Annotated in this window: 26 protein-coding genes; 7 read left to right on the plus strand and 19 right to left on the minus strand. The window is 59.4% G+C overall.

Features of this window, described 5'->3' with window-relative positions; all coding sequences use genetic code 11:
* Positions 1–39: 39 nt before the first annotated feature.
* The 4 genes from H8F23_RS12520 (at position 40) to H8F23_RS12535 (ending at position 3,686) form a co-directional block, all read left to right on the plus strand.
* Complete coding sequence (locus H8F23_RS12520; protein ID WP_016984747.1) at positions 40–378, plus strand: YbaB/EbfC family nucleoid-associated protein; 339 nt, start codon at positions 40–42, stop codon at positions 376–378.
* Between the two features lie 268 nt (positions 379–646).
* Entirely contained in the window at positions 647–1,681 is a 1,035-nt protein-coding gene (locus H8F23_RS12525; RefSeq protein ID WP_194934562.1) for an NADP-dependent oxidoreductase, read from the plus strand.
* 66 nt (positions 1,682–1,747) lie between these two features.
* Entirely contained in the window at positions 1,748–2,350 is a 603-nt protein-coding gene (gene recR, locus H8F23_RS12530) for a recombination mediator RecR (protein ID WP_122607290.1), read from the plus strand.
* A 187-nt stretch (positions 2,351–2,537) separates the two neighbouring features.
* Positions 2,538–3,686, plus strand: a complete 1,149-nt coding sequence (locus H8F23_RS12535) for an acyl-CoA dehydrogenase family protein (RefSeq protein WP_194934563.1) — start codon at positions 2,538–2,540, stop codon at positions 3,684–3,686.
* 90 nt (positions 3,687–3,776) lie between these two features.
* Here the strand turns inward: H8F23_RS12535 and H8F23_RS12540 are convergent, their stop codons facing one another.
* The gene (locus tag H8F23_RS12540) at positions 3,777–4,325 is read right to left on the minus strand and encodes an adenine phosphoribosyltransferase (protein ID WP_034152844.1); all 549 of its coding nucleotides are present in this window, start codon (positions 4,323–4,325) and stop codon (positions 3,777–3,779) included.
* A 78-nt stretch (positions 4,326–4,403) separates the two neighbouring features.
* Positions 4,404–5,138, minus strand: a complete 735-nt coding sequence (gene fnr, locus H8F23_RS12545; RefSeq protein ID WP_123448571.1) for a fumarate/nitrate reduction transcriptional regulator Fnr — start codon at positions 5,136–5,138, stop codon at positions 4,404–4,406.
* Positions 5,139–5,292: 154 nt separating this feature from the next.
* Here fnr and H8F23_RS12550 point away from each other — a divergent pair, with 154 nt between their 5' ends.
* A complete protein-coding gene (locus tag H8F23_RS12550) occupies positions 5,293–5,775 on the plus strand; it encodes a hypothetical protein (RefSeq protein WP_194934564.1) in 483 nt (160 codons plus the stop codon).
* Here the strand turns inward: H8F23_RS12550 and hemN are convergent.
* The 7 genes from hemN to H8F23_RS12585 all read right to left on the minus strand — a co-directional run bounded on the left by hemN (position 5,772) and on the right by H8F23_RS12585 (position 13,096).
* Positions 5,772–7,154: an oxygen-independent coproporphyrinogen III oxidase gene (gene hemN / locus H8F23_RS12555; RefSeq protein ID WP_194934565.1), complete on the minus strand. Its 1,383-nt coding sequence runs from the start codon at positions 7,152–7,154 to the stop codon at positions 5,772–5,774. The genes H8F23_RS12550 and hemN overlap by 4 nt on opposite strands.
* Positions 7,155–7,325: 171 nt before the next feature.
* Positions 7,326–8,009: a sulfite exporter TauE/SafE family protein gene (locus tag H8F23_RS12560; RefSeq protein ID WP_194934566.1), complete on the minus strand. Its 684-nt coding sequence runs from the start codon at positions 8,007–8,009 to the stop codon at positions 7,326–7,328.
* Positions 8,002–8,214, minus strand: coding sequence for a cbb3-type cytochrome oxidase assembly protein CcoS (ccoS, locus tag H8F23_RS12565; protein ID WP_093431851.1), 213 nt, complete (start codon positions 8,212–8,214; stop codon positions 8,002–8,004). Before ccoS ends, H8F23_RS12560 begins: the two co-directional genes overlap by 8 nt.
* 24 nt (positions 8,215–8,238) lie before the next feature.
* Positions 8,239–10,689: a heavy metal translocating P-type ATPase gene (locus H8F23_RS12570; protein ID WP_194934567.1), complete on the minus strand. Its 2,451-nt coding sequence runs from the start codon at positions 10,687–10,689 to the stop codon at positions 8,239–8,241.
* Positions 10,690–10,824: 135 nt separating this feature from the next.
* Positions 10,825–11,364, minus strand: coding sequence for a FixH family protein (locus tag H8F23_RS12575; RefSeq protein WP_034152840.1), 540 nt, complete (start codon positions 11,362–11,364; stop codon positions 10,825–10,827).
* 11 nt (positions 11,365–11,375) lie between these two features.
* The gene (ccoG, locus tag H8F23_RS12580; RefSeq protein ID WP_194934568.1) at positions 11,376–12,791 is read right to left on the minus strand and encodes a cytochrome c oxidase accessory protein CcoG; all 1,416 of its coding nucleotides are present in this window, start codon (positions 12,789–12,791) and stop codon (positions 11,376–11,378) included.
* Complete coding sequence (locus H8F23_RS12585; protein ID WP_194934569.1) at positions 12,791–13,096, minus strand: hypothetical protein; 306 nt, start codon at positions 13,094–13,096, stop codon at positions 12,791–12,793. Before H8F23_RS12585 ends, ccoG begins: the two co-directional genes overlap by 1 nt.
* A gap of 282 nt (positions 13,097–13,378) precedes the next feature.
* Here H8F23_RS12585 and H8F23_RS12590 point away from each other — a divergent pair, with 282 nt between their 5' ends.
* Positions 13,379–14,383, plus strand: a complete 1,005-nt coding sequence (locus H8F23_RS12590; RefSeq protein ID WP_194934570.1) for a metallophosphoesterase family protein — start codon at positions 13,379–13,381, stop codon at positions 14,381–14,383.
* 38 nt (positions 14,384–14,421) lie between these two features.
* On the opposite strand, the gene H8F23_RS12595 is transcribed toward H8F23_RS12590, so the two are convergent.
* From H8F23_RS12595 to ccoN (H8F23_RS12640), 10 genes are all read right to left on the minus strand, one after another.
* On the minus strand, positions 14,422–14,841 hold the full coding sequence (locus tag H8F23_RS12595) for a type II toxin-antitoxin system VapC family toxin (RefSeq protein WP_093431866.1): 420 nt from the start codon (positions 14,839–14,841) through the stop codon (positions 14,422–14,424).
* On the minus strand, positions 14,841–15,095 hold the full coding sequence (locus tag H8F23_RS12600; protein ID WP_175559588.1) for a type II toxin-antitoxin system Phd/YefM family antitoxin: 255 nt from the start codon (positions 15,093–15,095) through the stop codon (positions 14,841–14,843). The genes H8F23_RS12595 and H8F23_RS12600 overlap by 1 nt, the downstream gene beginning before the upstream one ends.
* A 530-nt stretch (positions 15,096–15,625) precedes the next feature.
* Entirely contained in the window at positions 15,626–16,609 is a 984-nt protein-coding gene (gene ccoP / locus H8F23_RS12605; protein WP_093431872.1) for a cytochrome-c oxidase, cbb3-type subunit III, read from the minus strand.
* Positions 16,606–16,791, minus strand: coding sequence for a CcoQ/FixQ family Cbb3-type cytochrome c oxidase assembly chaperone (locus H8F23_RS12610; protein ID WP_003175465.1), 186 nt, complete (start codon positions 16,789–16,791; stop codon positions 16,606–16,608). Before H8F23_RS12610 ends, ccoP (H8F23_RS12605) begins: the two co-directional genes overlap by 4 nt.
* 5 nt (positions 16,792–16,796) lie before the next feature.
* Complete coding sequence (gene ccoO, locus H8F23_RS12615; RefSeq protein ID WP_093431874.1) at positions 16,797–17,405, minus strand: cytochrome-c oxidase, cbb3-type subunit II; 609 nt, start codon at positions 17,403–17,405, stop codon at positions 16,797–16,799.
* The gene (gene ccoN, locus H8F23_RS12620; protein WP_093431876.1) at positions 17,405–18,847 is read right to left on the minus strand and encodes a cytochrome-c oxidase, cbb3-type subunit I; all 1,443 of its coding nucleotides are present in this window, start codon (positions 18,845–18,847) and stop codon (positions 17,405–17,407) included. Before ccoN (H8F23_RS12620) ends, ccoO (H8F23_RS12615) begins: the two co-directional genes overlap by 1 nt.
* A gap of 482 nt (positions 18,848–19,329) precedes the next feature.
* The gene (ccoP, locus tag H8F23_RS12625; protein WP_194934571.1) at positions 19,330–20,283 is read right to left on the minus strand and encodes a cytochrome-c oxidase, cbb3-type subunit III; all 954 of its coding nucleotides are present in this window, start codon (positions 20,281–20,283) and stop codon (positions 19,330–19,332) included.
* Positions 20,280–20,477 (minus strand): cbb3-type cytochrome oxidase subunit 3, encoded by a 198-nt coding sequence (locus tag H8F23_RS12630; protein WP_194934572.1) that lies wholly within the window; start codon positions 20,475–20,477, stop codon positions 20,280–20,282. Before H8F23_RS12630 ends, ccoP (H8F23_RS12625) begins: the two co-directional genes overlap by 4 nt.
* Before the next feature lie 3 nt (positions 20,478–20,480).
* Positions 20,481–21,089 carry a cytochrome-c oxidase, cbb3-type subunit II gene (ccoO, locus tag H8F23_RS12635; RefSeq protein ID WP_003223389.1) on the minus strand — a complete coding sequence of 203 codons (609 nt, stop codon included), beginning with the start codon at positions 21,087–21,089 and terminating at the stop codon, positions 20,481–20,483.
* A gap of 10 nt (positions 21,090–21,099) precedes the next feature.
* On the minus strand, positions 21,100–22,524 hold the full coding sequence (gene ccoN, locus H8F23_RS12640; RefSeq protein ID WP_194934573.1) for a cytochrome-c oxidase, cbb3-type subunit I: 1,425 nt from the start codon (positions 22,522–22,524) through the stop codon (positions 21,100–21,102).
* A 94-nt stretch (positions 22,525–22,618) separates the two neighbouring features.
* On the opposite strand from ccoN (H8F23_RS12640), the gene H8F23_RS12645 reads away from it, so the two are divergent.
* Positions 22,619–23,299, plus strand: a complete 681-nt coding sequence (locus tag H8F23_RS12645; RefSeq protein ID WP_194934574.1) for an alpha/beta family hydrolase — start codon at positions 22,619–22,621, stop codon at positions 23,297–23,299.
* The last annotated feature ends 86 nt before the right edge of the window (positions 23,300–23,385 follow it).

Genomic DNA, 23,385 nt, shown 5'->3' on the forward strand with positions numbered 1-23,385 from the left:
GGGCGCTGTTTTGATCCAAGTACTTTTGAGGTGATTCCCATGATGAAAGGTGGCATGGCCGGCCTGATGAAGCAGGCACAGCAGATGCAGGAAAAAATGGCCAAGATGCAGGAAGAACTGGCCAACGCCGAAGTCACCGGTAAGGCCGGCGGCGATATGGTCACCGTGGTGATGACCGGTCGCCACGACGTCAAAAGCGTGAGCATCGACCCAAGCCTGGTTGAAGGCATGAGCGAAGATGACAAAGAAATGCTGGAAGCGGTCATCGCCTCCGCCGTCAACGACGCAGTGCGCAAGATCGAAAAGAACAGCCAGGACAAAATGGGCAACATGACCGCTGGCATGAACCTGCCGGCCGGTATGAAACTGCCATTCTGATTCGCCATCCGGCGGCAGATGAGCTACACAAAATGCCAGGCATTGCGCCTGGCATTTTTGTTTCTGCTTCATTAACACCGCACCCTGTAGGAGCTGTCGAGTGAAACGAGGCTGCGATCTTTTGATCCTGTTGTTTTGCAAGCAAGATCAAAAGATCGCAGCGTTCCGCAGCTCCTACATGAATGTCGTGCGAAACATCGAACGCGCAAAAGCCTCTACGGTCTGCTCCCTATACCCGCTGAATTCACTATTCACAGGAGACGCTGACATGTCCGACTCTCTTACCCTCAACCAACGCTTCGTTCTCGCCTCGCGTCCGGTTGGCGCGCCGACCCCGGAAAACTTCCGCCTCGAACGCGAAGCCTTGCCGGATCTGCAGGACGGTCAGGTATTGTTGAAAACCCTGTACCTGTCCCTCGATCCCTACATGCGCGGGCGCATGAGCGACGCACCGTCCTACGCCGCGCCGGTACAAATCGGTGAAGTGATGACCGGCGGCGCGGTCAGCCGTGTCGAGGATTCACGTCATCCGAAATTCCATAAAGGTGATCTGGTGGTCGGCGCGACCGGTTGGCAGAGCCACAGCATCAGCGATGGCCGTGACATCATCCCGATCCCTGCCGGGCTGCCGAGTCCGTCGATGGCACTGGGTGTGTTGGGCATGCCCGGCATGACCGCGTACATGGGGCTGATGGACATCGGTCAGCCGAAAGAAGGCGAAACGCTGGTGGTGGCGGCTGCGTCCGGCGCGGTCGGCTCGGTAGTCGGGCAAGTGGCCAAGATCAAAGGCCTGCGCTCGGTCGGCGTGGCCGGCGGTGCCGAGAAGTGCAAGTACGTGGTCGAAGAACTGGGTTTCGATGCCTGCATCGATCACAAAGCCGCCGACTTCGCCGAGCAACTGGCCAAGGCCTGCCCCAACGGCATCGACATCTATTACGAGAACGTCGGTGGTCATGTGTTCGATGCCGTGGTGCCGTTGCTCAACCCCAAGGCGCGCATTCCGCTGTGCGGCCTGATCGCCGGTTACAACGCCTCCGAAGCGCCAAAAGGCCCGGATCGCCTGCCGATGCTGCAACGCACGCTGCTGACCAAGCGCGTGCGCATTCAGGGCTTCATCGTGTTTGACGACTACGGTGATCGTCAGCCGGAATTCATCAGCCACATGGTGCCGTGGGTACGCGATGGCAAGGTGAAATTCCGCGAGGACGTGGTCGAAGGCCTGGAGCAGGCGCCCGAGGCGTTTATCGGTCTGCTCGAGGGGCGCAACTTCGGCAAACTGGTGGTGAAGGTCGCCCAGGACTGAGTATTTGACGCTGGCCAGAGGCGCGGGTATAAACCGCGTCTCGTTGTTTTGTCGGACTTTTTACCCATGAGCTTCAGCCCTTTGATTCGCCAACTGATCGACGCCTTGCGCACTTTGCCAGGCGTGGGTCAGAAGACCGCCCAGCGCATGGCGTTGCAGATGCTCGAGCGTGACCGCAGCGGCGGCTTGCGCCTGGCCCAGGCCCTCAGCCAGGCCATGGAAGGGGTCGGTCACTGCCGTCAGTGCCGCACGCTGACCGAAGACGATCTGTGCCCGCAATGCGCCGATACCCGCCGTGACGATACGTTGCTGTGCGTGGTGGAAGGGCCGATGGATGTGTATGCGGTCGAGCAGACCGGTTTCCGTGGCCGCTATTTTGTGCTCAAGGGGCATTTGTCGCCGCTCGATGGCCTGGGGCCTGAGGCGATCGGCATTCCGCAGTTGATGGCGCGGATCGAAGAGGCGGGCACGTTTACCGAAGTCATCCTCGCGACCAACCCGACCGTGGAAGGTGAAGCGACGGCGCATTACATTGCTCAGCTGTTGAGCAACAAAGGCCTGATCGCCTCGCGGATCGCCCACGGCGTGCCGTTGGGTGGTGAACTGGAACTGGTCGATGGCGGCACGCTGGCGCATTCGTTTGCCGGGCGTAAACCGATTTCCCTCTAATTCTGTATCGCCTGTTCCGGCCTCATCGCGAGCAGGCTCACTCCTACATTTGGAATGCGTTTCCCTTGTAGGAGTGAGCCTGCTCGCGATCGATGCGACTCGGTTTCTGAGATTCACCTCGACAATCTGGTTGAAAACCAAGCAAGCGCTCGGTTAAGTTCGGCGAACCCTTCCGTGGAGCTCGCCCATGCCTGCCTTTCAGGAATACTTCGACCCCAGCCACCAATTGGTCCGCGACAGCGTCAGACGTTTCGTCGAACGCGAGATCCTGCCAGACATTGACCAGTGGGAAGAAGCCGAAAGCTTCCCCCGTGAGCTGTACCTGAAGGCTGGCGCGGCAGGCATCCTCGGCATCGGTTATCCGGAAGCGCTGGGAGGCAGCCATGCAGGCGATCTGTTCGCCAAGGTCGCCGCCAGTGAAGAGTTGATGCGCTGCGGCTCTGGCGGCCTGGTAGCGGGGCTGGGATCGCTGGATATCGGCCTGCCACCGATCGTCAAATGGGCCCGTCCCGAGGTGCGTGATCACGTTGTGCCGCAAGTGCTCAGCGGTGAAAAGATCAGTGCCCTGGCCGTCACCGAACCCGGTGGCGGCTCCGACGTCGCCAACCTGCAAACCCGCGCGGTGCGTGACGGCGATGTCTATCGCGTCAGCGGCAGCAAAACCTTTATCACCAGCGGCGTGCGCGCCGATTTCTACACTGTCGCGGTGCGCACCGGTGCGCCGGGGTTTGGCGGCATCAGTCTGCTGCTGATCGAGAAGGGTACGCCGGGCTTCACCGTTGGCCGTCAGTTGAAAAAAATGGGCTGGTGGGCGTCGGACACGGCTGAACTGTTCTTCGACGATTGCCGCGTGCCTGCAGGAAACCTGATCGGCGCCGAGAACATGGGCTTCGCCTGCATCATGGGCAACTTCCAGAGTGAACGGCTGGCGTTGGCGCTGATGGCCAACATGACCTCACAGCTTGCACTGGAACAAAGCCTGAAGTGGGCGCGCGAGCGCGAAGCGTTTGGCAAGCCGATCGGCAAATTTCAGGTGATCAAGCATCGCCTCGCCGAAATGGCGACTGCGCTCGAAGTCTCACGCGAATTTACTTACCGGCAAGCGGCGAAGATGGCGGCGGGGCAGAGTGTGATCAAGGAAATCTCCATGGCGAAGAATTTTGCCACGGACACCTCGGACCGGATCACCACCGAGGCAGTGCAGATTCTTGGTGGGCTGGGTTATATGCGCGAAAGTCTGGTGGAGCGGCTGTATCGGGATAACCGCATTCTGTCGATTGGCGGCGGGACGCGGGAGGTGATGAACGAGATCATCAGCAAGCAGATGGGGCTTTAAAGGCAAAAGATCGCAGCCTTCGGCAGCTCCTACAGGGAAACGCACATTCCAATGTAGGAGCTGCCGAAGGCTGCGATCTTTTGATCTTTACTATTTATCAGTCAGGGCAAACTGCGTCAGGCAGAAGCTAGGAATGCCCATGTCCTCAAGCCGCTGCGAGCCACCCAGCTCCGGCAAATCAATAATCGCCGCTGCCTCATGCACCCGCGCGCCCATGCGGCGAATCAGGTTGGCGGCGGCGATCAACGTCCCGCCCGTGGCAATCAAATCATCGAACATCACCACCGAATCGCCTTCACACAGGCTGTCGGCGTGCACTTCCAGGAACGCTTCGCCGTACTCGGTTGCGTAACCTTCGGCCAGTACGTCCGCCGGCAATTTGCCTTGCTTGCGGAACAGCACCAGCGGCTTGTTCAACTGATAGGCCAGCACCGAGCCGATCAGGAAGCCACGGGCATCCATCGCGCCAATGTGGGTGAAATCAGCTTCGACGTAACGGTGGGCGAAACTGTCCATCACCAGGCGCAGAGCCGTCGGCGACTGAAACAGCGGGGTGATGTCGCGAAAGATCACGCCCGGTTTCGGGAAGTCGATCACAGGGCGGATAAGCGATTTGATGTCGAAGGAGTCGAAGACCATCGTCGAGGTGTCCTGGCAGGGCTGCAAACGGCGCAGTATACCCGCGGCTGAAACGCTTCGCTCAACCGCGGATCGAGATCAGCCTTCGATCGAGCCACCGGCCAGCGCGCAGAGCTGGATCGGGTCGAGGATGTGAATCTCTTTGCCCTCGGCGGCGATCAGTTCGTTCTGCTGAAAACGGGTGAAGACCCGGGACACGGTTTCCACCGCCAGACCGAGGTAGTTACCGATTTCATTGCGCGACATGCTCAGGCGGAACTGGTTGGCCGAAAAGCCGCGAGCGCGGAAGCGGGCCGAGAGGTTGACCAGGAAGGTCGCGATGCGCTCGTCGGCGGTTTTTTTCGACAGCAGCAACATCATTTGCTGGTCGTCACGGATTTCCCGGCTCATGACGCGCATCAACTGGCGGCGTAGCTGCGGCAGTTGCAGGGCCAGTTCATCGAGACGTTCAAAAGGGATTTCGCAGACCGAAGTGGTTTCCAGTGCTTGGGCGGAGACCGGGTGTTTCTCGGTGTCCATGCCGGACAGGCCGACCAGTTCGCTCGGCAGGTGGAAACCGGTGAGCTGTTCTTCGCCGCCGTCGCTCAGGCTGAAGGTCTTCAGGGCGCCGGAGCGTACTGCATAAACGGAATCGAACGTGTCGCCCTGACGGAACAGGAACTCGCCTTTTTTCAACGGGCGGCCGCGTTTAACGATTTCGTCCAGCGCATCCATGTCTTCCAGATTCAGAGAAAGTGGCAGGCAGAGAGGGGCCAGGCTGCAATCCTTGCAATGGGCCTGGTTGTGAGCGCGCAGTTTAACTGGCTCGGACATTTCTTGGATCCTTGTGGGAAAACACACATAAGCCGTAAGGGTAACTCACGGGAGGACATTCAGGCCAGTCTGGGGTGACTTTGCCCTACAGCCATAAAGCCACAGGGCCAGCAGCCGATAAACAGGTATCAAAGTGCATACAAGGAACGATTCGATGGCCGCCATTGGTACGCTGAGCCCCGCTAGCAGCGACGTTGCGGCAACGCCGGAAGCGTTTAAAGCTGCGTCCGGCAATGCACGCGATCCAGGTTCGCCCGAAGAGGCAACCCCGACCTTGGTCGAGGGCGTCAAAGTGTCGCTGTCCGGTGCATCGATTGCAAAATCCGCCAGTGCCGGTGGCGAAAACAGCGACATCGAGAACAGTGGCCTGCCCGAGAACATCCAGCAATTGCTGAAGATGATCCGCAAACTGCAAAAACAGATTGCCGAGAAAAAGGCACTCATCGAAGCGGTCATGGCCGACAAGCGCCTTTCCAACGAAGAAAAGATCATCAAGGTTGCCGCGCTGCGAGGCGCTATCGCCGCGTTGAATACCGGCCTGATCACGGCCAATCTGGCTTTGTCCAAAGTGGTCGGGCAGTCCGGGTTGACCGCGGATCAGAACCTGAGCGTCGGTTCGTTGCTGACGAAAAACTAAATCACCCGCGAGAAGCGCTGACGGTTCTGCTGTTCCAGGTAGGCATCGAACACCATGCACACTGAGCGCACCAGCAGACGACCCGCCGGCAACACGGCGATCCGCTCGCGATCCAGCTCGATCAGGCCATCACTGGCCATGCCTTGCAACTGCGGCCACAGCGCGCCGAAATAGCCCTGAAAATCGATGTTGAACTGCTGCTCGATCGCGGCGAACTCCAGGCTGAAATTGCAGATCAGTTGCTGAATCACCGCTCGGCGCAAGCGATCATCGGCGTTGCACACCAGACCCCGGCTGGTCGCCAGTTGCGCGGCGGCGAGGGTGCTCTGATAGGCGTTGAGGTCGCTGCTGTTCTGGCAGTACAGGTCGCCGATCTGGCTGATGGCCGACACCCCCAGACCAATCAAATCGCAATGACCGTGGGTGGTGTATCCCTGGAAGTTGCGTTGCAGAGTCTGCTCTTCCTGAGCAATCGCCAGTTCATCGTCAGGCAGCGCGAAGTGATCCATGCCGATGTAGCGATAGCCGGCGGCGGTCAGTTGTTCGATGGTGCGCTCGAGCATTTCCAGCTTCTGCGCCGGCGCCGGCAACTCATTGCCATTGATCCGCCGCTGCGGCATGAAGCGCTCCGGCAGGTGTGCATAGTTGAACACCGAGAGTCGGTCCGGTTGCAGGCTGATGACCTCTTCAACGGTGCGGGCGAAGTTTTCCGGGGTCTGCTTGGGCAAGCCGTAAATCAAGTCGATATTGATCGAGCGAAATTGCAGGGTGCGCGCCGCATCGATCACTGCGCGGGTTTCCTCCAGACTTTGCAGGCGATTGACCGCGCGCTGCACCGCCGGATCAAGATCCTGCAGGCCGATGCTGACCCGGTTGAAGCCGAGTTCGCGCAGCAGGCCCATGGTCGACCAGTCGGCTTCGCGCGGATCGATCTCGATACCGTAGTCGCCGGAGTCGTCATCCAGCAGATTGAAATGCTTGCGCAGGTGCGCCATCAACTGACGCAGCTCGTCATGACTGAGAAAAGTCGGCGTGCCACCGCCAAAGTGCAGTTGCTCGACTTTCTGGGCCGGGTCGAGGTGGCAGGCGATCAACTGGATTTCCTGCTCCAGCCGCTGCAGGTAGGGCAGGGCGCGACCACGATCCTTGGTGATGACCTTGTTGCAGGCGCAGTAGTAGCAAATGTTCGCGCAGAACGGCACATGCACATACAACGACAACGGGCGCAGGGCCTTGCGGCTGTCGCGCAGGGCATGAAACAGGTCGAAGGTGCCGACCTGACTGTGAAATTGCACGGCCGTCGGATACGAGGTGTAGCGCGGCCCCGCCAGGTCGTAGCGGTGGATCAGATCAGAGTCCCAACGAATGGCGTCGAGCATGCGGGCATTCCCCCGGATAGGCTGGCAGTGTGGGCGAGTCTATCGGGGGGCGGCGATGGCGCTGTTGATTTGCATCAACAGCATAAGATCAAAAGATCGCAGCCTTCGGCAGCTCCTACAGGGAAACGCATTCCAAAGGTAGGAGCTGCCGAAGGCTGCGATCTTTTGATCTTAATGGCCCATGAGCCAATGCTGATGCGGGCCGGGAAGGGTCCAGATGCCGAAGAGGATCACCAGCAATCCACCGGCCATGCGCACGCTGCGTTTACGCAAAATGGCAGTGACGCGTTCTGCCGCAAGGCCCGTGGCGAGCAATACCGGCCAGGTGCCTAGACCAAAAGCGAGCATCAATAACGCACTGTCCAGTGCATTGCCCTGACTCGCCGACCACAGCAACGTGCTGTAAACCAGCCCGCACGGCAGCCAGCCCCACAATGCGCCAAGCAGCAATGCGCGGGGCAGACTCGAGACTGGCAACAAGCGATTGGCCACCGGCTGAATGTAGCGCCACAACCCGCGCCCCAAACTTTCAATGCGCGTCAGCCCGCTCCACCATCCGGCCAGATACAAACCCATGGCGATCAGCAACAACCCGGCCAACACGCGCATGAACAATGCGACTGGGCTGTTCGCGACCGCCCAGCCTGCGAGGCCAATCAGCAATCCGGCGGAGGCATAACTGAGGATCCTCCCCAGGTTATACGCCAGCAACAAGCGAAAGCGTCGGCTGCGCTGTTCCTTGGGAATCGCCAGGGTCAGCGCGCCCATCAAACCGCCGCACATGCCCAGGCAATGACCGCCACCGAGCAGGCCGAGGATCAATGCCGATACCAGCAAGGGCGCCAGTTCAAGCATGAGGTGGGGCCTTGTCGTCCGGTTTGTCGGGGTTGGCTTCGTCCACGGCGGCGGTGTGGTTCGGATCCTGATCATCGAACAGAATGCTGTGCGCCGGGCCGTCGAGGTCGTCGTACTGACCGCTGTCCACCGCCCAGAAAAAGATGTAAACGGCGATGGCCACGATCAGCAGGGCGGCCGGGATCATCACGTAGAGAGCTGGCATCTGTACTCCAGGTGCCCGCGCGGCTCAGGCCGGCAGCGGGCGGGTGTGCGATCGGGTGCTGGCCGGCGGCGGACTCGGCAGGCGAGTCAGGCGCAGGGCATTGAGCACCACGGTCAACGAACTGATCGACATGCCGACGGCGGCCCACACCGGCGTGATCCAGCCGAGGGCGGCGAACGGCAACATGAGGCCATTGTACAGCGCCGCCCACAGCAGGTTCTCGATGATTACCCGACGGGTCCGCCGCGCGAGCGTGAAGGCTTGGACCAAGGCGTCGAGACGGTTGGACAGCAACACCGCATCGGCACTGGTTTTCGCCAGATCGGTGGCCGAACCCATGGCCACGCTGATATCGGCCGCCGCGAGCACCGGCACATCGTTGACGCCGTCGCCGAGCATCAGCACTTTGCGACCTTCCTTGTGCAACTGTTGCAGGACTTGCAGCTTGTCGTCCGGACGCAAACCGCCACGAGCTTCATCAATGCCCAATTCCGCCGCCACACTGGCGACCATTGGCGAGCTGTCGCCCGACAACAGCAATGTGCGCCAGCCGCGCGCCTTGCACGCGGCGAGCAGGGCGGGGGCGTCGTCACGCAAGCGGTCGTCGAGAACGAACCACGCCAGCGGCCCTTGAGTGTCGCCGAGCAGCAACCATTGGCCGGCCTCGTTCGGCATGGCGGGTACGTTCGCACCGCTGAGGGCGCAGACAAATTCTGCCTGGCCGATGCGCAAACGCTGTCCGCCCACCAAGCCTTCGAGGCCAAGACCCGGCGTGCTGTGGACTTCTTCAGCGGCCAGCGGCGCACGGCCAAAGGCGCGGGCAATCGGATGTTCCGAACGGTTTTCCAGTGCGGCGGCAAGGCTCAGGCATTGATCGCTGTCGCGCGCGCCGAGCGGGCGAATCGAGCGCAGCACCAGTCGGCCTTCGGTGAGGGTGCCGGTCTTGTCGAAGATCACCGTGTCGATTTGATTCAAGCCTTCCAGCACGTGACCACGGGTCAGCAGCAAACCGAGTTTGTGCAATGTCCCGGTGGCTGCGGTGAGCGCGGTCGGTGTCGCCAGTGACAGCGCGCACGGGCAGGTCGCAACGAGCATGGCGAGGACGATCCAGAATGCGCGCGATGAATCCAGCTCCCACCAGAGCAGGCCGATGGCCGCGGCGGCAATCAGTGATAACAGCAGAAACCATTGCGCGGCGCGGTCGGCGATTTCCGCCAGTCGCGGTTTTTCCGCCTGGGCGCGGTCGAGCAGACGGACAATGGCCGACAGGCGTGTGTCTTGGCCCAGTGCCTGAACTTCCACCGTCAGCGCGCCCTCAACGTTGAGCGTGCCGGCGGTGACCGCATCGCCCGGCATGCGCGGTTGCGGCAGGTATTCGCCGGTGAGCAGCGATTCGTCGATGCTCGATTGGCCGACGATGATCTTGCCGTCCGCCGGCAGAATCGAGCCGGCCTGCACCAGAATCCGCTCGCCGAGGCGCAGTTCGCTGAGCAGGATGCGTTCGCTCTGACCGGCTGCATCTAGGCGCAGGCAAGAGGCAGGCAAAAGATTGACCAATTGCGCGGTGGCGGCAGCGGTGCGTTCCCGGGCACGGCGTTCGAGATAGCGGCCGGCAAGCAGGAACAACGCAAACATCCCCACCGCGTCGAAATACAACTCGCCGACCCCGGTGATCGAGGTCCAGATCCCGGCAATGTAGGCACTGCCGATCGCCAGCGACACCGAGACATCCATGGTCAGGTGGCGTGTGCGCAGATCGCGCATCGCGCCTTTGAAGAACGGCGCGCAACTGTAGAACACGATCGGTGTGGTCAGGAACAGCGCGACCCAGCGCAGGATCGTGTGCAGCTCGGGGCTGAGGTCGATGTTGAATTCCGGCCAAGTGGCCATGGTCGCCATCATCGCCTGGAACCACAGCAGCCCGGCGACGCCGAGCTGGCGCAGGGCCAGGCGGTTTTCGCTGGCCAGTTGTTCACTGGCGCGATCGGCCTGATACGGATGGGCGGCGTAACCGATGTGGCGCAGTTCGGCGAGGATCTGGCTCAGCGGCAATTGCGCATCGGCCCAGCTCACGTGCAAGCGATGGTTGGACAGGTTCAGTCGCGCTTCGGCCACGGCGGGCAATGTGCGCAGGTGTTTTTCGATCAGCCAGCCGCAGGCGGCACAACTGATGCCTTCCATCAACAGGGTGGTTTCGGCCAAATCGCCTTCATGGCGGACGAAGGGTTGCTGGACATCGGCGCGGTCGTACAGGGCCAGTTCATCGACCAATTGCACCGGCAATGCTTCGGGGTTGGCCGAGGCTTCGCTGCGGTGTTGGTAATAGCTTTCCAGACCGCCGGCGACGATGGCTTCGGCCACCGCCTGACAGCCCGGGCAGCAGAATTCGCGGGATTGCCCGAGTACGACGGCAGTGAAGCGGCTGCCGGACGGGACGGGCAGGGCGCAGTGATAGCAGGGGAGTGGGGTGGTCATGGCACGTGTTCCGATGATCGTTCCCACGCTCCGCGTGGGAATGCCTCCCCGGACGCTCCGCGTCCGCTTCGGCTGGGACGCGGAGCGTCCCTGGCTGCGTTCCCACGCAGAGCGTGGGAACGATCAGAGTCAGGCTTACTTCTTCAGGTCTTCCGCGCCTTGCAGCGGTTCATCACCGAGCAGCAGATCCTTGTCATGGCTGACCAGCTCTTCTTCGAACATGCGCCACACATGGTCATCCTGACTGCCGAGCAGTTCGACAAAACGACGGCCTTCAACCTTGTCGCCTAACTGACCGATATAACGGCCGGTTTCGCTTTCGCTGCGAGTCAGGACGATCTTGCGATCCTTTTCCGGCTGGGTTGGCGAGATCAAATTCAGCTCCAAGGTTTTCGGCTGACTGTCACCGCTCAAACGCAAATCAACTTCACCGGTCACGTCATCCAGATGCACAGCCGCGCGCATCTTCAGGTTCTGCGCCAACAGTTCACGATCCAGCGAACGGTTGATGCCTTTGCCGGCCTCGTAGTAGTTGTCGTTGACGAGGTTGTCCGGGTTGTTCACCGCAATGGTCACCATGGACAGGGTCAGGGTCACCGAACAGGCCAGAATCCCGATGATGATCCATGGCCAAAGGTGCTTGTACCAGGGGCTTGCGGCGTTTGCTGCGGGCATGTTCAGTTCTCTCAACGGATTTGTGGGCCGATGAATCGGCTCTTGGCTTCAACGTGGACGCTGTCGTCATCGGCATCCTTGAGGATGAATTTCACCTCGTTGGTGCTCGATGGCAGTTGCTCCGGTGCGCTCGACAACTCGACCGGCATGCTGACAATGTCGCCGGCCGCGACTTTGATCTCGCGTTTGCCTTGCAGGCGCAGGTCGGGCAGGCCCGCGGCTTCCAGCACGTAAGTGTGGTCGCGCTGATCCTTGTTCATGATCTTCAGGCTGTAGACGTTTTCGATCCGGCCTTCGGCGTTTTCGCGGTACAGCACGCGGTCCTTGCTAACGTCGAAGCCGACCAGCGAGCGCATGAAGAATGCGCTGACCAACAGGCTGATCATCGCCAGCAACACCACGGCATAGCCGATCAGGCGTGGCCGCAGTTTATGGGTTTTCTGCCCGGACAGGTTGTGTTCGGTGGTGTAGCTGATCAGCCCGCGCGGGTAATCCATCTTGTCCATGATGCTGTCGCAGGCGTCGATGCAGGCCGCGCAGCCAATGCACTCGATCTGCAGGCCGTCGCGGATGTCGATACCGGTCGGGCACACCTGAACGCACATGGTGCAATCGATGCAATCACCCAGGCCCTGGGCCTTGTAATCGATACCTTTCTTGCGCGGACCACGGCTTTCACCGCGACGCGGGTCGTAGGAGACGATCAGCGTGTCCTTGTCGAACATCACGCTCTGGAAGCGTGCGTACGGGCACATGTAAATGCACACCTGCTCACGCAGCCAACCGGCGTTGCCGTAAGTGGCGAGGGTGAAGAAGCCGACCCAGAAATACGACCAGCCATCGGCCTGACCGGTGAAGAACTCGAAGACCAGTTCACGGATCGGCGAGAAGTAGCCAACGAAGGTCATGCCGGTGACAAAACCGATCAACAGCCACAGCGCGTGTTTGGCAAATTTGCGCGCAAATTTGTTGGCGCTCATCGGCGTCTTGTCGAGCTTGATGCGCTGGTTGCGGTCGCCTTCGGTGACCTTCTCGCACCACATGAAAATCCACGTCCACACACTTTGCGGACAGGTGTAGCCGCACCAGACCCGGCCGGCGTACACGGTAATGAAGAACAGGCCGAACGCGGCAATGATCAACAGGCCCGAGAGCAGAATGAAATCCTGTGGCCAGAAAGTGGCGCCGAAGATGAAGAACTTGCGCTCCGGCAGGTTCCACCACACGGCCTGATGACCGCCCCAGTTCAGCCACACCGTACCGAAATACAGCAGGAACAATGCCGCACCGCCCATCATCCGCAGATTGCGGAACAGGCCGGTGAACGCGCGGGTGTAGATTTTTTCTCGAGAGGCGTAAAGGTCAACGCTGTTGTTCGCGTTTTTGCTCGGTGGTGTGACGTCGTGTACCGGAATCTGGTTGCTCATCATTGCATCCCACGGCAGTGGAAAAATGCCTCGGTCGATACGTGCCAACCCAGGTCAGAAAGGGGTGTTGCAGTGGCGCAATGATACGCCGGTCGCTCTGGCTCAAGGGTGCGACCTTTGGTCGCGTTGGGTAAAAAACCTGAATGGTGTAGCGAATGCAGCAAAGCATGACGCAGGTCAATTGACTTGTTGAGTATGGACGGTTTTGGCTTGAGGGCTAATTCATTGTTTCCATAGGAGAGCAGTCCACCGCTGCGGTTATCGCGAGCTTCATAAAAAAGCCTGGTCAGATTGGACGCACGCACGAATGGCGTCACGTTCAGGGTTTGCTTTGCACAACTCGACGCGTGTCTGTCCTGAAAGAAAACTTTGAATGTGGTTTTGCGTGGGCCACGCCAGGTTGAGTGGAACTTGTCGTCTTTGTTTTCACTGCTCTGCAGGTTATTAAACTTGTGCGGCTAGTGTCTCTGAAATAAATCCAATTGATTGTTATTTTGTGAGTGCTTTGAAGTTTTTGGTTTTTCGAATAAGTTCTGTTTGCGCGAGAAGTTCGCGTCTGATTGATTAATTTAAATGGAATTTAATGTATGGCTTTTAACAAGTTTGCAAGCGTTGTGCTGGGTGTGTGTTTGTGGGCGACGGGTGCATCGGCGCAGGCTATAACCGGAACACCGAAACACATGGTTTTTGCCTCGGATACTCAATATCCCTGGACCGACAAGACTGATGACCGGGAGCCGGAATCCGACGCCGAATTCGATGTTCGTTCGAAATGGCTGGTTGATACTCAACTTGGGAGTATTGCCGAGTTCAGAAATCAGCACGGCTCTCAAGCCCAGGTGCCTTTGATGATCAATGGCGATATAACCGCTTTTGGTCATGGCTGGCAGCGTTCGTTCATGAAGGATTTACTGACCAAACACTTCAAAGGTGAGTATTTGTACGGCTTGGGTAATCACGATTATGAAAACAATGTTAATGATTGTTTTAGTAATAGCTGTGCAGCGGGAAGTATCGTCGAGTTCAAAGAGCACCATGAGGGTAAAGTCGACAGCTTTGATCTGAAAATCACCAGTGGGTTTCTCAGTAAAAAATATTCTGGCAGTCTCGCCTATTCAAAAAACATCGGCGAAGTTCATATGGTTCAACTCAATAACGAACCGACGTACACCACCCGGATTGCTCATCCATTGAACCCGACGACATTTGAAATCAACGATGCGCTCGACTGGCTTGAGACAGACCTCAGGCTGGCGCGAGCATCGGGGTACGCCATCATCATCAATATGCATAAACCGTTGCGCCATCAGGGGACCCAGGCGCAACAGAAACGCTTCACCGATATGGTCAACAAATATCAAGTGACTGCGATCTTTGCCGGCCATTTGCATAAGGATGGAGGTGATGCTTATTGGGAGGGTAGCGTCCCCATCTACCTGAGCGGCAGTACGTCTCAGCAAACCTATCTGATTGCCAGTTTCACCGAGGACCGCAAGCAGTTGCAGGTCTATCTGGTGAAGAACAATCAGTGGCGCAATCGAACGCTGATCTATACGACGCCGGTGCATTCAATCTTTGCCAAGCGCCCATGAAAAAAGCCCCGCCAGAGATTAGGCGGGGCTTTGTACGATCAGTGATTGGCAGCGTTCCATGGATTGATCAGATGAACGCCGCTGAGTTGGAAGTCGGCAACATTACGGGTGACCAGCGTCAGCCCATGAACAAGCGCGGTGGCGGCGATCAAAGCGTCGCATTCATTGCTGCGATCAGGCACGTGCAGCTGTGCGCATCGGCTAGCGACGGCGCTATCGACCGAGAGGATTCTTCCCGAGAATGCGGGTTTGACATGACGCTCGAGCCAGTTGCGCAGCATCCCTCCTTGTGGCGGGTCGCGGCGTTCGATACGCAGAATGCCGGTTTCCAGCTCCAGCACAGTGATGGCCGATAAATACAGGCTGGCCGGGGCGACGCTGTTTGCCCATGTCACCACCTGCTTGTTGGCCTGGGGTTTGCGCAGTTCGGAAACTACATTGGTATCCAGTAGAAACATCAGGACAGGTCCACGCTGCGAGGAGTGATGACGGCGCGCTCGGTTTCGAATTCGATGTCAGGCGCATTCGGCATGACCAGCAGATCGACGATGCTGGTCTGGCTACCGGTCAGTTTCTGGTATTCCTCGATGCTCAGCAGTACATGGGCAGGCTTGCCACGATCGGTAATGATGACCGGGCCCTGATGCGCGGCTTTTTTGGCGGCACTGGTGTCCTGGTTGAATTCGCGGCTGGAAATGGTCGTGATGGCCATCATGTTCGGCCTCCGGTGATTCTGGTGTAGAAACGTTACTACTTTGGGGTTTGCCCAGCAATCAAAAAGGTGGGTTGCGGACGATCGGTTTATCACTGTCATAACGGCACCGGCGAAAGCGCCCCGGCCAAAGGGCAGGGGCGCAGGATATCGGACGTAAATTCGCTGTGTTTTGCTATCCCCTGTCAGGGCAATCTGCCGCCGCCAAGACCGTCCAGACCGCCACTGTTACCTGGGCGACCTGCGGGGTTTGGTGAGGGTGAGCGTGCGGGTACCACAGGCCTATTCACCGCCGTTGCTTCATGATCATGGAGGGGCTGCAAACGTTTTGGCAGTGTGGTTTCGTCATTCTTTGACATGTAGGCTTCATCCTTGAAGGTTGACCCGATGCTGTTCATCGGGGTGGGAAAAACCTACAGGGCAGTGCTGCTCAGGTCTATTGAACATATGTCTCAAGGCATGAATGCCAGCATGAAAAAAGGCCCCGCCAATCAACATTGGCGGGGCCTTTTGTGCTTCAAGCGCTGGCCTTACTCGGCGTTCGCTTCGGGTGCTTTTTCACCGTGGGACAGGCTGTAAACATATGCCGCCAACAGGTGCACCTTGTCGTTGCCTTGCAGTTGTTCCTGCGCAGGCATCTGGCCCTGACGGCCGTAACGGATGGTCTGCTGCAGCTGCGCGAAGCTCGAGCCGTAGATGAACGCACCCGGATGGGTCAGGTCAGGCGCGCCCATGGCGGGGGTGCCTTTGCCGGCCGGACCGTGGCAGGCCACGCAGTTGGCGGCGAACAGCTTGCCGCCGTTGGCCGGGTCAGCCTTGGTGCCTTCCGGCAGTTTGCGGCCATCCAGGTTGGTCACAACGAATGCTGCCACATCGGCAACACCTTGCTCACCGATGACTTCAGCCCATGCCGGCATCACTGCGTGACGACCGCCCATGATGGTGGTCTTGATGGTTTCCGGCTCGCCGCCCCAACGCCAGTCGGCGTCGGTCAGGTTAGGGAAACCGTAGGCACCCTTGGCGTCGGAACCGTGGCACACCGAGCAGTTGGAGGCGAACAGACGGCCACCCATTTTCAGTGCTTGCGGATCCTTGGCGACTTCTTCGATCGGCATGGCGGCGAACTTGGCGAAGATCGGACCGAACTTGGCGTCCGAGCGGGCCATTTCCTTTTCCCATTCGTGCACGCCGGTCCAGCCGGTCTGGCCGTTGGCGAACGCGGTCTGCTTGTCGTTATCGAGGTAGTTGTAGCCCGGCAGCAGGCCTTTCCAGTTGCCCAGGCCCGGGTACAGCACCAGGTAACCCAAGGCAAAAATGATGGTGCCGACAAACAGCATGAACCACCATTTCGGCAGTGGGTTGTCGTACTCCTCGATCCCGTCGAAAGAGTGCCCGACCGTCTCGTCCGTCTGTTCGCTGCGCTGGCCCTTGCGGGTCGACAGCAGCAGCCAGGTCAGGGAAAAGATCGTACCGAGACTGAGGACTGTGACGTACAGACTCCAGAATGTAGTCATTCTTTGTTACTCCTAGAAGCTTGCTCGACGTGCTTGATGGCTTCGGGATCATCCGCAAAAGGCAACAAGGTCGCGTCTTCAAACTCCGACTTGCGCTTGGGGCTGAACACCCACAGCGCCAGACCGATGAAGGCCACCATCACGACAACGGTGCCCAGGCCACGAATCATCCCGATATCCATCCAGATCACCGTTTGCTTTTGATGATGGTGCCCAGGCCTTGCAGATAGGCCACCAGCGCGTCCATTTCGGTTTTGCCCTTCACGGCATCCTTGGCCCCGGCGATGTCTTCGTCGGTGTAAGGAACGCCGAGCGTGCGCAACACTTCCATCTTCCTGGCAGTGTCTTTGCCGTCGAGCTTGTTTTCTACGAGGAACGGGTAAGCCGGCATTTTCGACTCAGGCACGACGTTGCGCGGGTTGTACAAGTGCGCACGTTGCCAGTCATCGGAGTAACGACCGCCGACACGGGCCAGATCCGGCCCGGTACGCTTGGAACCCCACAGGAACGGGTGATCCCAGACGCTTTCACCGGCAACCGAGTAGTGCCCATAGCGTTCGGTTTCAGCGCGGAACGGACGGATCATCTGCGAGTGGCAGCCGACACAGCCGTTGGCGATGTAAACGTCGCGGCCTTCCAGTTCCAGCGCCGAACGCGGCTTCATGCCTTCGACCGGCTTGTTGGTGACGTCCTGGAAAAACAGCGGAACGATTTGGGTCAGGCCGCCAACGCTGACGGCGATGACCATGAAGAAGGCCAGCAGGCCAATATTCTTCTCGACAGCTTCATGCTTCATCAGTGAGCTCCAACGACAGCGATCTGGGCAGCGGCTTCGGCTTCAGCCGGGTTCGAGGCGCGCACGGTGCGCCAGACGTTGTAAGCCATCAGGAACATGCCGCTGGCGAAGAAAGCACCGCCCAAGGCGCGAACGATGTAGCCCGGGTGGCTGGCTTGCAGCGCTTCAACGAACGAGTAGGTGAGGGTGCCGTCGTCGTTGATTGCACGCCACATCAGGCCCTGTGTGATGCCGTTGACCCACATCGAAGCGATGTACAGCACGGTGCCGATGGTCGCGAGCCAGAAGTGCGCGTTGATCAGGCCGACACTGTGCATCTGAGCACGCCCGAACAGGCGCGGGATCATGTGGTAGATCGCGCCGATCGAGATCATCGCGACCCAACCGAGGGCGCCGGCGTGTACGTGGCCGATGGTCCAGTCGGTGTAGTGCGAGAGCGAGTTGACGGTCTTGATCGCCATCATCGGCCCTTCGAAGGTCGACATGCCGTAGAACGCCAACGAAACCACGAGGAAGCGCAGGATCGGGTCGGTGCGCAACTTATGCCAGGCGCCCGACAGGGTCATCATGCCGTTGATCATGCCGCCCCAGCTTGGCGCCAGGAGGATGATCGACATCGCCATGCCCAGCGATTGTGCCCAATCCGGCAGTGCGGTGTAGTGCAGGTGGTGCGGGCCGGCCCAGATGTACAGGGTGATCAGGGCCCAGAAGTGCACGATCGACAGACGATAGGAGTAGATCGGACGTTCGGCCTGTTTCGGCACGAAGTAGTACATCATCCCGAGGAAACCGGTGGTCAGGAAGAAGCCCACCGCGTTGTGGCCATACCACCACTGGATCATCGCATCGGTCGCGCCGGAGTAGGCGGAGTAGGACTTGAAGAAGCTCACCGGCAGCGAGGCGTGGTTGACGATGTGCAGCATCGCCGTGACCACGATGAACGCGCCGTAGAACCAGTTACCCACGTAGATGTGCTTGGTTTTGCGCTTGGTAATGGTGCCGAAGAACACCAGACCGTAGGTGACCCAGACAATCGCCAGCAAAATGGCGAGTGGCCATTCCAGTTCCGCGTATTCCTTGGTGGTGGTGTAACCCAGCGGCAAGGTAATGATCGCGCCGACGATCACCGCTTGCCAGCCCCAGAAGGTGAAGGCGGCGAGGCTGTCGGAAATCAGTCGCGTCTGGCAGGTTCGCTGCACGACATAGTAGGAAGTGGCAAACAGTGCACAACCACCGAAGGCGAAAATCACCAGGTTTGTGTGCAACGGGCGCAGGCGTCCAAAGCTCGTCCAAGGCAGACCGAAGTTCAACTCCGGCCAGACCAGTTGCGAGGCGATGAAGACACCGAGCCCCATGCCAAGGATCCCCCAGACCACCGTCATGATGGCGAACTGGCGGACTACCTTATAGTTATAAGCAGTCGGACTGATTGCTGTGCTCATTCTAAGGTTCCACGGTTTGGGTGTTTTATTAGGATTAAAATCGGCCGCAAGTATGCAGAGAGCAGGGGGTCATTGCAACGCGCCATGACCTGGGTCAATGCTTTCCAACGCTGATTCTGCGGCCTTTCCATGCGCCGCGTAAGGACAAAATTGGCCTCGGACAAAATGTCGCAGCGGACGAAAAAAGCGAGGGGTTCAGGTCGCTTGTAACGGGGTGTGTTCAAACGCTCAGTTCGGGTGACGGACGGTAAATGGCACGACAGCCGGTATCTACCGGCGTTTGCGGCCATATCAGTCAGCCGGTTCGCGGAACACAGCAGTCAGCGTTGACCTGGAACCGGCACAAGCCAGTCCGCATCGAGCAAGCGTAGACCCGAATCAGAGGAACCGAAAGGAGAGGGTGTGAAGGGGTGCGACAATGCGTCGCAAAGGGGCTGGATGCTGCCGCACCGAGAATGGTGCGGCAGATGTGTACGCAATGCTTACTTCTTGTTGTCTTCAGTAATAAGTTTTTCTGTATTCAATCCGTGCGACAGGCTGTATACATAAGCGGCTAGCAATTGCACTTTATCGTTGCCCAACAGTTCGTTCTGCGCCGGCATGTGACCCTGGCGACCATGGCGAATGGTCTGCTCGAGTTGGGTCAGGCTGGTGCCATAGATAAACCCGGCCGGGTGCGTCAGATTCGGTGCGCCCATGGCTTCAGTGCCGTGGCCGGTTGCCCCATGACAGGCAATGCAAGTGGTGCTGAACGCTTGCTGTCCGGCTTGCAGGTCAGCCTTGTTGTCGGCTGGCAATGGCAAACCGGCCAGTTCGTGACGGACGTACGCCGCGACGTTTTTCACCCCGGCTTCGCCCAACACTTCGCCCCAGGCCGGCATCGCCGCCATCCGGCCACCCATGATGGTGGTCTTGATGGTGTCGGCGTCGCCACCCCAGCGCCAGTCGCTGTCGGCAAGGTTAGGGAAACCGAACGCCCCCTTGGCGTCGGAGCCGTGGCACACCGAGCAGTTGGAGGCGAACAAGCGGCCACCCATTTTCAGCGCCTGTGGGTCCTTCGCCACTTCTTCCAGCGGCATGGCGGCGAACTTGGCGAAGATCGGCCCGAATTTGGCGTCGGCCTTGTTCATTTCCTTTTCCCACTCGTGCACGCCGGTCCAGCCATCCTCGTAACCCGGCAGGATGCCTTTCCAGTTGCCCAGGCCCGGATAGAGGATCAGATAGCCCACGGAAAACACCAGCGTGCCGGCGAACAGCATGAACCACCACTGCGGCAGCGGGTTGTCGTACTCCTCGATGCCGTCGAAGCTGTGCCCCATGGTCTGGTCGACGCTGCCCTTGGTCTCGCCCCGGCGGGTGCCGATCAGCAGCCACGTCAGGCCGATCAGGCTGCCGATGGTCAGTACGCAGATCCACGTACTCCAGAAGGTGGTCATGGCCGGGTACTCCTTGTCTCATTTACTGGGGTTGTGTCGGGTTGCGGCTCGTCGGCGAACGGCAGCAGACGCGCTTCGGCGAACTCCGGGGTGCGCTTGCGGTTGAACACCCACAAAGTCAAACCGACGAAAGCTATAAACACGACAACGGTGCCTAAACCACGGATCAGCCCTGCACTCATTTCAATGACCATGGCTCACCTCTTGCTCTTGATCGCAGTGCCGAGCACTTGCAGGTAGGAGACGAGGGCGTCCATTTCGGTCTTGCCCTTGAGGCTGGCCACCGCGCCGCTGATGTCGTCGTCGGTGTACGGCACGCCGAGGGTGCGCATGGTCTTGAGCTTGGTTTCGGTGTGGCTGCTGTCGACCGCTTGCGTGACCAGCCACGGGTAGGCCGGCATTTTCGATTCCGGCACAACGTTGCGCGGGTTGTACAAGTGCGCGCGGTGCCAGTCATCCGAGTAGCGCGCGCCGACCCGGGCCAGATCCGGCCCGGTACGTTTCGAACCCCACAGGAACGGGTGATCCCACACGCTTTCGCCCGCAACCGAGTAGTGCCCGTAGCGCTCGGTTTCGGCGCGGAACGGACGGATCATCTGCGAGTGGCAACCGACGCAGCCTTCGCGGATGTAGATGTCGCGGCCTTCCAGTTGCAGCGCGGTGTAGGGCTTCATGCCTTCCACCGGTTTGTTGGTGACGTCCTGGAAGAACAGCGGGACGATCTGGGTCAGGCCGCCGATGCTCACGGCGAACACCATGAGCAACATCAACAGGCCGACGTTCTTTTCAATCGTTTCGTGTTTCATGGCGGACTCCTCAGGCCATCTGCGCGGCAGCAACGACGTCAGCAGGCTGCGAGGCCCGCACGGTGCGCCAGGTGTTGTAAGCCATCAGGAACATGCCGCTGAGGAAGATCGCCCCACCAATCAGCCGCACGACGAAGCCTGGGTGGCTGGCCACCAGGGTTTCGACGAAGGAGTAGGTCAGCGTGCCGTCCTCGTTCACCGCGCGCCACATCAGGCCTTGGGCGATGCCGTTGACCCACATCGACGCGATGTAGAGCACGGTGCCGATGGTCGCGAGCCAGAAGTGCGCGTTGATCAAACCGACGCTGTGCATCTGCGCCTTGCCGAAGATTTTCGGAATCATGTGGTACAGCGCGCCGATCGAGATCATCGCGACCCAACCGAGGGCGCCGGCGTGTACGTGGCCGATGGTCCAGTCGGTGTAGTGGGAGAGGGCGTTGACGGTCTTGATCGCCATCATCGGCCCTTCGAAGGTCGACATGCCGTAGAACGCCAGCGATACCACGAGGAAGCGCAGGATCGGGTCGCTGCGCAACTTATGCCAGGCGCCCGAGAGGGTCATCATGCCGTTGATCATGCCGCCCCAGCTCGGTGCCAGCAGAATCAGCGACATCACCATGCCCAGCGACTGTGCCCAGTCCGGCAGCGCGGTGTAGTGCAAGTGGTGCGGACCGGCCCAGATGTACAGGGTGATCAATGCCCAGAAGTGCACGATCGACAGGCGATACGAATACACCGGACGCTCGGCCTGTTTCGGCACGAAGTAGTACATCATCCCGAGGAAACCGGCGGTGAGGAAAAAGCCCACGGCGTTGTGGCCGTACCACCATTGCACCATGGCGTCGGTTGCACCGGCGTACAACGAGTAGGACTTGGTGAAACTCACCGGCAACTCAAGGTTGTTGACGATGTGCAGAATCGCCACGGTGATGATGAACGCGCCGAAGAACCAGTTGCCCACATAAATGTGCTTGGTCTTGCGCTGCATGATCGTGCCGAAGAACACGATCGCGTAGGCGACCCAGACGATGGTGATCAGGATGTCGATCGGCCATTCCAGTTCGGCGTATTCCTTGGAGCTGGTGTAGCCCAGTGGCAGGCTGATGGCTGCCAAGAGAATCACAAGCTGCCAGCCCCAGAAGCAGAATGCGGCGATTTTCGGCGCAAACAGCTGAGTCTGGCAGGTGCGTTGCACCGAGTAGAACGAACTGGCGAACAGCGCACAGCCACCGAACGCGAAGATCACCGCGTTGGTGTGCAGCGGGCGCAGACGGCCGAAACTGGTCCAGGGCAAATTGAAGTTGAGTTCGGGCCAGACCAATTGGGCCGCGAGAAAAACCCCGAGGCCCATGCCGACGATGCCCCACACCACCGTCATAATGGCGAATTGGCGGACCACCTTGTAGTTGTAGGCGGTACTGATAGAAGTGTTCATGGTTCCCCATCCACGGTTCAGCCGAAGTGAGCGCGCGCGAGAACGCCGCGAATCCTTCGCCTGGAGTTATAGGCAGACTAAAAGCGAGGCAAGCATGGACAAACAGCACAAGGCCAGTATTGACGGGGATCAATGGGCGCAGTGTGTACTCGATCATGGATGGTTGTGGGATGCCGCCACGGGTAAGGCTTCGGCGACGTTGATCCTTGCTCACGGGGCGGGGGCGCCGATGGATAGCGATTGGATGAACGACATGGCTGGGCGCCTTGCCGGGCTTGGGGTGAACGTGTTGCGGTTTGAGTTTCCGTATATGGCGCAGCGGCGGGTGGACGGGGTGAAGCGGCCGCCGAATCCTGCTGCGAAACTGCAGGAATGTTGGCGTGAGGTGTATGCCGAGGTGCGGCGTCATGTCACTGGGGTTTTGGCCGTTGGCGGCAAGTCCATGGGCGGGCGGATGGCTAGTCTTTTGGCTGACGAATTGGGCGCTGATGCGTTGGTGTGTTTGGGTTATCCGTTTTATGCGGTGGGGAAGCCGGAGAAGCCTCGCGTTGAGCATTTGGCTTCTTTGCAGGCGCGGACTTTGATTGTGCAGGGGGAGCGGGATGCGTTGGGCAATCGGGAGGCGGTTGAGGCTTACACCTTGTCACGGAATATTGAGGTGGCGTGGTTAGCGGCCGGGGATCATGATTTGAAGCCGCTCAAGGTTTCCGGGTTCACCCATGAACAGCATTTGGCCAGCGCCGCGCAGAAAATTGCCGAGTTTCTCAGCAAGTGACCGAGCCGGGCTGAGATTTTGAACTGCATGAAGATCTGCTCCCTTTCCCCCTCGCCCCCTTGGGGGCGGTCCGACGTTTCGGGAGG

Origin of the sequence: Pseudomonas neuropathica (genome assembly GCF_015461835.1) — a bacterium.
GTDB classification, from domain to species: domain Bacteria; phylum Pseudomonadota; class Gammaproteobacteria; order Pseudomonadales; family Pseudomonadaceae; genus Aquipseudomonas; species Aquipseudomonas neuropathica.